Raw genomic sequence first — 9,786 nt, forward strand, 5'->3', positions numbered from 1 at the left:
CACCCGTCACCCCGGGCTTGACCCGGGGTCCACCTTTACCGCCAACACGAAGGAAGATGGATGCCGGATCAAGTCCGGCATGACGACGAGCGGAGGAAGATGAGTGCCGGATCAGGTTCAGTGTGACGATGAGGGGCCAATCTGTCGCAGCGTGCGGAAATCGGGATTGGCGGAAAAGCGCCAGAAACTGCTCCGTGAAACAACAAGTTTGCTAACAACTCGCAATTGCATAAGACGCGCAGCTCTGACATGCTCTCCCTTGCAAGCTGAAAGCAGGAGAGTCCCTTGTTCGTCTGTATCTGCAATGCATTGAACGACCGGAAGGTGAGCGAAATCCTCGCCAATGGCGCTGGCACGATCGACAGCCCCGCCGCGATTCATCGCGCCGCCGGCTGTAAGCCGCAATGCGGCCGCTGCCTTCCCGACATGGCCGACATGATCAGCCAGAGCCAGTGCGCAAACGCGCTCGCGCTTGCCGCGGACTGAGTCGGCAGACGAGAAACTCTCGTTGACACTGATACTTAGCTTCATATTTAGGGTTTGACCCGCCCGCCTTGCCGGCCGACCATGCGCATGTTCAACGCATCAGGAGTACGGCCATGAAGGGCGACCCCAAGGTCATCGAATTTCTCAATCGGGCCCTAAAGCTCGAATTGACCGCCATCAACCAGTATTTCCTGCATGCTCGCATGTTCAAGCATTGGGGCTTCAAACGTCTCGGCGAGATCGAATATCGCGAATCGATCGACGAGATGAAGCATGCCGACAAGCTGATCGAGCGCATCCTCTTCCTGGATGGCCTGCCCAATCTGCAGGATCTCGACAAATTGCGGATCGGCGAAACGGTGGAGGAGGCGTTGCGCGCCGACCTTGACCTCGAAATGAAGGCTCACCCCTTCTATCGCGATGCCATCACCTATTGCGAAACCGCTCGCGACTACATCACGCGCGAGCTTTTCGAGGACATTCTGGAATCGGAGGAGGAACACATCGACTTCCTCGAAACCCAGCTCGACCTGATCAAGAGCGTCGGCATCGAGAATTACCTCCAGTCGCAGATGGGCGAAGGCGACCCCTCCTGAAGCGCGGCCTAGAGCCGGTTCTTGATCCAGCGCGACGTGTCGGAAATGTCCTGGCCCGCGCCTTCCACCGTGCTACAGGCGGCGACGAGACAACTGAGAAGCATCAAAAGAACGGCCAATCGCTTGTTCATGGAAGAAGACCTCGTCGGGGCAGCAGGCTTGAATCGCTAGTGTCATACTAGCACCGGCCAGCAGCCGAATTGCGGCGAAAATCATGAGGCGAAATGCGCTTTAAAGCCGCGTCGGGAAAGAACGCCAATGTCTGAAAGCGATGCGCTGCGCACCGCCCGTCGCTTGCTTGAACAAGCCTCGACCGGCGCGCTCGGCACGGTGAGTGCCGATGGCTATCCGCTGACTTCGCTCGTCGCCTTTGCGCGAACTGAGGACGGCGCGCCGCTTTTCCTGATTTCCACCATGGCGCTGCACACGAAAAACCTCAGCGCCAATCCGCGCGCCTCGCTGCTGCTGCGCGACGAGCGCGGCGGAGACCCGCTGGCAAATGCGCGCGTGACGCTGATCGGCACCATCACCCGGCTCACCGACGCCGCCGCAATCGCCGACGCGAAAGCGCGGTTTCTGGCAAGGCACCCGCAAGCGGCAACCTATGCCGGCTTTCCCGACTTCAACTTCCACCGCCTGACGATCGAACGCGCCCATCTCATCGCCGGCTTCGGTCGCATTGTCGAAATCCCCGGCGGAGAATTTTCGGGCTGAATTGGCCCGCCTTTTCCGTCGACACGAAACGCGCCCTCCCCCATCCTCGATGCAACCAGAATATCGAGCGGGAGAAATTTATGGGAAAGCGACTCCTTGAGGACCTGCTGGTGATCGACTGCGCGAGCTTCATCGCCGGTCCGGCAGCGGCGACGATCATGTCGGATTTCGGTGCGCGCGTGATCAAGATCGAGCCGCCGGTGATCGGCGACAGCTATCGGCAACTGATGAAGGTGCCCGGCATGCCGACCGCCGAGCAGGATTATTTCTGGACGCTCGACAACCGCAACAAGGAAAGCCTCGCGCTCGACCTGAAGCACCCCGACGCCCGCGCCGTGCTCGAAACCCTGATCGCGAAGGCCGACGTCTTCATCACAAATTTCCCCGGACCGATCCGCGACCGGCTGAAGCTCCGCGCCGAAGACGTGATGCCGCTCAACGAGCGCATCATCTATGCTTCGCTGACGCCTTACGGTGAAGACGGGCCGGAGAAAGACCGCACGGGATATGATGCGACCGCCTGGTGGGCACGCTCGGGATTGATGGACGCCGTGCGCGCAACGCCGGAGACCGAACCCGGTTTCTCCGTACCCGGAATGGGCGATCATCCAACGGCGACAGCTCTATTCGGCGCGATCATGACAGCGCTTTACAGGCGCGAGCGCACGGGCAAAGGCAGCGCGGTTTCAACGTCGCTGCTTTCAAACGGTCTATGGTCGAACGGCATCTGGATGCAGGCTGTTCTTTGCGACGCGGACTTTTCCATCCGGCTGCAGCGCGGCCAACGCGGCGCACTCACCGAACTTTACAAATGCCGCTGCGGCCGCTGGTTCATGCTCGCCATATTGAATTACCAGCGCGAATGGCCGCTGCTGACCGATATCCTCGGCAAGGCCGAATGGCGCGACGATCCGCGCTTTGCGACACATGAGGCAAGACGCGCCAATTCCGCCGCGCTGGTTGCGCTGCTCGAAGACGCGATTGCCTTGCGGGACTGGTCGGAATGGAAGCCGCTTTTCCAGCAGGCGGGCATTACCTTCGGCCCGATCGCCCAGCCGACAGACCATCTGGACTGCCCGCAGGTCGCGGCCAATGGCTTTCTGCCGGAAATCGAAAATGCCAACGGACTGCGCACCGTCGACAGCCCGATCATGATCGCCGGTCAGCAGAAGCGGCAACCCGGCATGGCTCCGGCGCTCGGCGAACATACCCGCACGGTGCTGGCAGATATCGGCCTCAGCGAAGCGGCCATCGACGCAATGATCGCATCCGGCGCGGCGGCCTGACGCGTGGCTCGATCAAAATGACATTGGGGAAAAGTGGTGCCGCTTAGGTGACTCGAACACCTGACCCCCTCATTACGAATGAGGTGCTCTACCAACTGAGCTAAAGCGGCGCCGGAACGGGGATAGCCTTGAAGCCGACTGCCCGTTAGCGAGCCTGAAATACCCCGGCCCACCCCCTTTGGCAACAGGCTTTGAAGGGGGCCGGGGGCAAGAATAGGTCGGAAAGCTTACTCGGGGCTTATCGGCATGACTTCGATCTTGCCATTGTGATGAACCGGAGCCGTTTCGACGGGCGCCGCGACGGCGGCAGGCGTCAAGGCGACACTCAGGAAAGCATCGACATCGGCGGCACTCTTTTCAGCCACTTCTTCCATCGGGATATGCCCGACATTTGGATAAATCACGACCTTGGCGCCTGAAATGCGCTTCTGGAACTCGGCCGCATTCTCGACCGGGATAAGACCGTCCTTGTCGCCCCAGAGGATAAGCGTCGGCGCCCTGATCTCCCCGAGCTTTTCTGCCACCGTCTCGTCGTTCTGCGGCAGGCGGAAGCGAATGCCCGTTGCCCGGCGATTGCCGTCATAGAGATTGAGATCGTAATAGCGGTCGATCATCTCGTTCGTGACCTTCGACTGATCGACGAAGACCTTGCGCACGCCCTCTTCAAAGATCGAGCGGGGCGAGACATAGAGCATGATCTTGTTGAGCACCGGCATGCGCGCAATGCGGAAACCGAGCGGGATCTTCTCGCCGGGCTGCATCTTGCGCGGCAAGCCCGCCGCATCGACCAGAATGAGCGCCGTCACTTCGCGGGGATAATCCTCCGCATATTGCGCGGCAACCCCGCCGCCCATGGAATTGCCGCCGATGGCGTAATGGGTCAGTCCGAGCTTCTGCAGAACTTCATGGGTAAAGGCGACCATTCCCGTCCGCGAATAATCATCGCCGGGAACCGCGCCGGTAAGACCATGCCCCGGCATGTCCATCGTCACGATGCGGTACTTCGCGCCAAGCAGCGCCACCCAGGGCTCCCAGGTGTGAAGCGAGGCGTTCGACCCGTGGATGAGAACCAGAACCGGGCCCTCGCGATTGCCCTGGTCGCGCACATGCGCAACAGCACCGTCCGCCAGCGAAATGAATTGCGACGGCGCCGCCGCATATTTCGCAAGCTCGTCTTTCGTCTTGTCGAAACGGACCACCGAGACGGCGATCACGACAAGCGCGAGCACAATCAGCAAGCCCACGCCCTGAAAAATCCGCTTTACCATCTGCGTCCTCCCTGCGCGTCGTCCGGTTCGGCATCAAGCTCATCCAGACCTTCAGGACCGGGATCATCCGGCAGCGGCGGCGGGAACGCAATCGCCTCGTCTTCTTCAAGCTGCGGCCGGGTGACTTGAATCACAGGCTCGCGCGGCGATGCCTCTTGCACGGCAGGAACGGCCACCTCTTCGGCAGGGGTCGGTGCAGGCATTGCCGCACGTTCGACAGGCAGCAGCCGCAAGCCCGGCACGCGCCATTCAAGCGCGTCGAACTCGCCCGTCACCGGATTGATCGGCGACCAGACGGCAGACCGCCAGCCCTCGCCCGTCCAGGCCGGATCTTCCGGCGCGTGAAGCGCGCGGCCAAGCCATTCGCGCGCGCTGCCGCGATTGCCATGCTCGCCTTCTTCAATCTCCGCCATCAATTCGCAAATGCGCTGTGTTGGACGCTCCGCTGCATTCTCGCCGATAAAGGGCTCGAGTGCGCCGCGCGCTGCAAGCCAGTCGCGCGCGCCGATGGCGGCACGCGCCAGCGCCACACGGCTTTCGGGATGATCGCGATTGCGACCGGCAAGAAGCTTCATGCGCTTGAAGCGATCATAGCCGCTCTCGCCTTCGACAAGACCAAGATAGGCGTCGGCCAGTTCGGGATGCGGTGCTTGCGCCCATGCATCCTCGATGAGCTTCGCACCCTTGCGCACGCGGCCCGTCTCGCCGCAAAGCCGCGCCGCCAGAGCGACGGCGGGAACGAATGAGTGATCGAGCGAAACCGCCTGAAGCACCTCCGCCAGCGCCTTCTCGTTTGCGGCCTTGCGCGCATCGCCCACCTGCATATGCGCTGCTTCCGCCGCGACGATGGCTTGTCCGGTGAGAAGAACGGTGCGGCGACGGCGCGCCTCGTTGCGTGTGAGAAGCTTGGCGGACAGACTGCGATCGAGCGTCTTAAGCGCCGCGCCCCAATCTTCCTCCGATGTTTCAATTTCGAAAACCGCCTGGGCCGCCCATGCTGTCTTGGGGCGCATCTCGAAAGCCCGCCGCGCGATCTCGAGCGCACGCGTCCGGTCGCCCGCGCGCCGCGCCTGCACGAAAAGCCCGCGCAATCCGAGAAAGGCCGTTTCGGGCGAGCCGAGCATCGCTTCGAAATATCCGGTTGCCGCTTCCTCGCGCCCGTCGAGCTGCGCTGCCTGCGCCGCAAGAAGCAGCGTCAGCGGCGTCTCGTCGAGAAGCCTGCGCGCCTGTCCCGAATAACGCTTGGCTTCCGCCGCGTCGCCCGCCGCGACCGCGACCATGCCGCGCGACAGAGCGAGAAAGCCGCGACGGCGACGGCGCGTTTCAAGGAAGGTCGAAACGCTGGCCGGGCTTCTGACGAACCCGACGCCCAGCCGATAAACAAAAAGAACAAGGAAGGCGACGGCAACAAGCAGGCCGATACCGATGACGAAGCTGGTGCGCACTTCATAGCCGCGCCAGTGCAATACGAGGTCGCCCGGATTGTCCGCGAGCCAGACGGCGACAACCGCCAATACGGCAATGATGAGAAACGTGTAAAGCGCGCGCAGCATCAGCCCTTGCCTCCCGCAGCAAGACGCGCAGAAACACGGGCAGTGAGATCGCGCAGAAGCTGCGTCGTCGCGACGCGCGCCTCGGCATCCCTCACCCATGGAGCGGCAGCATCGGCGGCAGCGCCTTTGAGCCCATGCGCTTCTTTCACGGCAGCGGCGAGATCATTCGCCTTCAGCCGCTCTTCCATGCGCGCGAGGACGGCTTGCGTGTCCTCGCCCGTTATCTCGCCCGTGCGGCGCACGGTGATGAGCATGCGCGCATTGGCAATGAAGCGCTGAAAGAGGCTGCTATCCGTTGTCTGACGTTCCGCATCGAGCACGGTTTGAACAAGCGCGGGGAAACGATCCTTGAGGCTTGCCTCTGTCGGCACGCCACGCGCGGCCGCATCTTTAAGCGCAGCAAGCTCCGGCTCGTTGGGCAGGAAGCTCGCCATCGCGCCAAGTTCTGTATCGAACGGCCCCGCACTTGTGGCCGCGCGTGAAAGATTGGCGAGCGCAAGCCCGAGCGTCGCGCGCGCCGCCGCGTCGGGATCGTCCTTCTTCGCTTCAAGCGCCGCGACGCGGGCATCCATCTGGTCGATCTTTGGCGCCAGCGCATCCACCGCCGTATTGAGCGCCCTCACCATGGCCTCGAGTCGCGTGAGCTGATCGGCAATGCCCGCAGGCGGCATGTTCGCCGCAAGCTCGGCAAGCTTCTGCTGGCTTGCCTGTGTCGCAGCACCGGCCTCGGCCAGCGACTGCTTCAGGGCGGCGGCATCCGCCTCGATCTTGTCGAGACGCGCGCCGGTTGCCGCAACGCCATCGGCGCTTTGCGTGGCCGCAGTAATTTTCTCTTCGGCGGCGGCAAGGCGCGCGGCGCTCTCGGCGTCCTTCGTCTCGACGGATGCGATCCGCGCATCGAGATCGGCCAGCACCTGCTTGCCCGTTCCGTCGACGGGGCCAAAACCAAGCGAGTAGCCAACCAGCGCGACGACAAGTGCACCGGCGACACCCGCTGCAATCCCGACACCGAGGCCGAACGCGCTGCCCCGTGATCTGGAAGGCGTGTCTTTCGACGCAGGAGCAGCAGACGTGCTCCCACCCGTCACTTCATCCGCCTCGCCCTCGATCACCGGCGGCTCCTTGGCGCGTCGCGCCTCCGCTTTTTGCGTTCGCTCCGGCCCCAGAAGTTCAGCCTCTGGTTCGGACGGGGTCTGGTTGTTGCCGGTCGGATCGCTCATGGGCTCAGCATCTCTTTAATCAGTCTGTGGCCCCACTATAGAGGGGATCATGGCTCCACAAAGGCAAGAAGGGCCAATTTCATGACTAAACGCCTCAGGCGTCGATTAGCTTCAAAAGCTCAGCCTGGCTCGGCGCGGCGGCAACCGCCAGCTCCGCAAATGGAAGCCCGGCAAGCGCATCTGCGACGGCTTGCGACAGACAATAGCCTGTGACGCCTGAAAGAAATGTGGCAAGCCCCGCCTCCCGCACCAGCGTGGCAAAGGTCCGGGCCGTGCGCGGCGAATAGAGAAGCACACCATCGACCCCGCGCACTTCAAGCGCGGCTCGAGCCGATTGCGGCAATGTTTGCGACGTGACGGCCTCATAAAGCACGATGCGCTCGACGCTGAATCCGCGCGCTTCGAGATCGCCCTTGAGATCGCCGGCGGTGACGCTACCCGCAATATGCAGAAGCGGCCCGGCTGCGGGCGCAAGACGGCGGAGAACAAGCGCCGCCAGAGAAATGACGTCCCCCTCCGCGCATTCGACGTCTTTGAAGCCCGCCGCGCGCACGGCCTCGCCGCTCGCCTCGCCGACCGCGATCACACGAAAGGCCCTGAGCCGCGCCGCCTCGGGATGATGCGCAAGCGCACGAACGCCATTGGCGCTCGTCACCAATATCGCTTGCCACGATGCAGACGGAATGACGGGCGGCGGAAGAAATCTGATATCGAGCAGTGGCGCTGCTACCGTTTCATGCCCGCGCGCATGGAGCGCGGCAATCAACGGCGCCGCATCCTCGTCTGGTCGCGTGACGAGCAAACGCATGGCCGCTCACTCGACGGTGAAAAAATGCGGGCCCGCGCGGGACTTCAATTCCTGCCCCGCATCGACGCCAAGAGCCACGGCATCGGACGCCAATCCATCGCGCGACGTCTCGATCACTTCCGCGCCATCGGGCGTCAGGATCATCGCGCGCAGCGACAATTTCTTGCCCGAGATCTCTGCAAGCGCCGCAATCGGCGTGCGGCAGGACCCGTCGAGAACGGCAAGCAGCGCACGCTCCGCCGCAACGCGCAAACCCGTTTCCGCATGATGGAACGTCGCCAGCACGCGAGCAGCCTCATCGTCATTCATGCGTCGCTCGACACCGATCGCGCCCTGCGCAACGGCGGGAAGTATTTCCTCGGTGGAAAGAGGCGCCGTCACCTTGTCGAGAAGCCCCATGCGCGTCAGGCCTGCCATGGCAAGCAGCGTCGCATCGGCCACGCCGTCGGAAAGCTTGCGAAGGCGCGTATCGACATTGCCGCGAAACGGCACGACGGTCACATCCGGGCGACGCGCCCTGACCTGCGCCGCACGGCGAAGCGAGGATGTGCCGACGACAGCGCCATGCGGCAGGGTCGCAATGGAATTGGCCTTCGACGACAGGAAGGCATCGCGCGGATCGGCGCGCTCCAGCAGGCAATCGATGATGAGGCCTTCGGGCAGAACCGTCGGCATGTCCTTCATCGAATGAACGGCAATGTCGATGCTGCCATCGAAAAGCGCGTCCTCGATTTCCTTGGTGAAAAGCCCCTTGCCGCCAAGCTCGGAGAGATTGCGATCCTGCACCATATCGCCGGTCGTCTTGATGACGACGACCTCGGCGGCCTCTTCGGCTGGAAGGCCCAGCGCCTGACCGACAAAGCCGGCAACCATATGCGCCTGTATAAGCGCGAGTTTGGAACCGCGTGTACCGATGCGGAAGCGACGTTGCATAGGCCGTCTCTCAGGTGTAAGGCGAGGTTTGAAGGGATATAGGCGTCCTTATAAACCATTGGCACCGCCAGCGAACCCTTTTCCCTGAAGGAGCTACCTAGTGACGCGCCTTGAGACCGCCGGTTTGACAATTCTGGGCATTGAAACGAGTTGCGATGAAACCGCAGCCGCTGTCGTGCGCCGCGCAGCCGATGGAACGGGGCAGATTCTCTCCAATGCCGTCTTCTCGCAGATCAAGGAACATGCGCCCTATGGCGGCGTCGTGCCCGAAATCGCCGCCCGCGCCCATGTCGAGCATCTGGACGGGCTGATCGGCCGCGCAATGAACGACGCGGAAATCGGCTGGGACGATCTCGACGGCATTGCCGCAACCGCCGGACCGGGACTGATCGGCGGCGTGATCGTGGGCCTGATGACCGCAAAAGGCATCGCGCTTGCCCGCGGATTGCCGCTCATCGCGGTCAATCATCTTGAAGGCCACGCCCTGACCGCGCGCCTCACCAATGGCGCGCCCTTTCCTTATCTGCTGCTTCTCGTCTCAGGCGGCCACAGCCAGCTTCTCATCGTCGAAGGTGTCGGGCGCTATCGCCGTCTCGGCACGACGATCGACGATGCGGTGGGCGAGGCCTTCGACAAGGTGGCAAAGCTTCTGGGTCTTGGCTTTCCCGGCGGCCCTGCAGTCGAGAAAATCGCCCGCGAGGGAAATCCCGCGCGCTTCTCCCTGCCCCGCCCGCTGATCGGCAGAGCGGGTTGCGACTTTTCCTTTTCGGGCCTCAAGACCGCCGTGCGCCAGCTCGCCGAAGCGCAAACGACGCTCGACCACCAGACGCGCGCCGACATCGCCGCTGCATTCCAGGCGGCGGCAGGCGACGTGCTGTCCGACCGCACGACCAATGCAATGCATATGGCAGAGGCATTTATC

General features: G+C 62.8%; 11 protein-coding genes and 1 tRNA gene. 5 read left to right on the forward strand and 7 right to left on the reverse strand.

Features of this window, described 5'->3' with window-relative positions; all coding sequences use genetic code 11:
- Positions 1-285 precede the first annotated feature (285 nt).
- Entirely contained in the window at positions 286-486 is a 201-nt protein-coding gene (locus WA943_RS14705; protein ID WP_424470645.1) for a (2Fe-2S)-binding protein, read from the forward strand.
- A gap of 113 nt (positions 487-599) precedes the next feature.
- Positions 600-1,082, forward strand: a complete 483-nt coding sequence (gene bfr / locus WA943_RS14710; protein ID WP_424470646.1) for a bacterioferritin — start codon at positions 600-602, stop codon at positions 1,080-1,082.
- 8 nt (positions 1,083-1,090) lie between these two features.
- On the opposite strand, the gene WA943_RS14715 is transcribed toward bfr, so the two are convergent.
- A complete protein-coding gene (locus WA943_RS14715; RefSeq protein ID WP_424470647.1) occupies positions 1,091-1,213 on the reverse strand; it encodes a hypothetical protein in 123 nt (40 codons plus the stop codon).
- A 127-nt stretch (positions 1,214-1,340) separates the two neighbouring features.
- Between WA943_RS14715 and WA943_RS14720 the strand changes: the two genes are divergently transcribed.
- Positions 1,341-1,796, forward strand: a complete 456-nt coding sequence (locus WA943_RS14720; RefSeq protein ID WP_424470648.1) for a HugZ family protein — start codon at positions 1,341-1,343, stop codon at positions 1,794-1,796.
- Between the two features lie 80 nt (positions 1,797-1,876).
- Positions 1,877-3,082, forward strand: coding sequence for a CaiB/BaiF CoA transferase family protein (locus tag WA943_RS14725; protein WP_424470649.1), 1,206 nt, complete (start codon positions 1,877-1,879; stop codon positions 3,080-3,082).
- A 34-nt stretch (positions 3,083-3,116) separates the two neighbouring features.
- On the opposite strand, the gene WA943_RS14730 is transcribed toward WA943_RS14725, so the two are convergent.
- The 6 genes from WA943_RS14730 to hemC all read right to left on the reverse strand — a co-directional run bounded on the left by WA943_RS14730 (position 3,117) and on the right by hemC (position 8,864).
- Positions 3,117-3,192 (reverse strand) — tRNA-Thr (locus WA943_RS14730).
- A gap of 117 nt (positions 3,193-3,309) precedes the next feature.
- Positions 3,310-4,350: an alpha/beta fold hydrolase gene (locus tag WA943_RS14735; RefSeq protein ID WP_424470650.1), complete on the reverse strand. Its 1,041-nt coding sequence runs from the start codon at positions 4,348-4,350 to the stop codon at positions 3,310-3,312.
- Entirely contained in the window at positions 4,344-5,903 is a 1,560-nt protein-coding gene (locus tag WA943_RS14740; protein ID WP_424470651.1) for a heme biosynthesis protein HemY, read from the reverse strand. Before WA943_RS14740 ends, WA943_RS14735 begins: the two co-directional genes overlap by 7 nt.
- Positions 5,903-7,123 (reverse strand): COG4223 family protein, encoded by a 1,221-nt coding sequence (locus tag WA943_RS14745; RefSeq protein WP_424470652.1) that lies wholly within the window; start codon positions 7,121-7,123, stop codon positions 5,903-5,905. Before WA943_RS14745 ends, WA943_RS14740 begins: the two co-directional genes overlap by 1 nt.
- A gap of 94 nt (positions 7,124-7,217) precedes the next feature.
- Entirely contained in the window at positions 7,218-7,931 is a 714-nt protein-coding gene (locus WA943_RS14750; protein WP_424470653.1) for a uroporphyrinogen-III synthase, read from the reverse strand.
- A gap of 6 nt (positions 7,932-7,937) precedes the next feature.
- Positions 7,938-8,864, reverse strand: a complete 927-nt coding sequence (hemC, locus tag WA943_RS14755) for a hydroxymethylbilane synthase (RefSeq protein WP_424470654.1) — start codon at positions 8,862-8,864, stop codon at positions 7,938-7,940.
- A 124-nt stretch (positions 8,865-8,988) separates the two neighbouring features.
- Between hemC and tsaD the strand changes: the two genes are divergently transcribed.
- A partial coding sequence (gene tsaD / locus WA943_RS14760; RefSeq protein WP_424470655.1) for a tRNA (adenosine(37)-N6)-threonylcarbamoyltransferase complex transferase subunit TsaD occupies positions 8,989-9,786 on the forward strand: 798 nt, incomplete at its 3' end.

The organism is Parvibaculum sp., assembly GCF_049651025.1.
Classification (GTDB): Bacteria; Pseudomonadota; Alphaproteobacteria; order Parvibaculales; family Parvibaculaceae; genus Parvibaculum.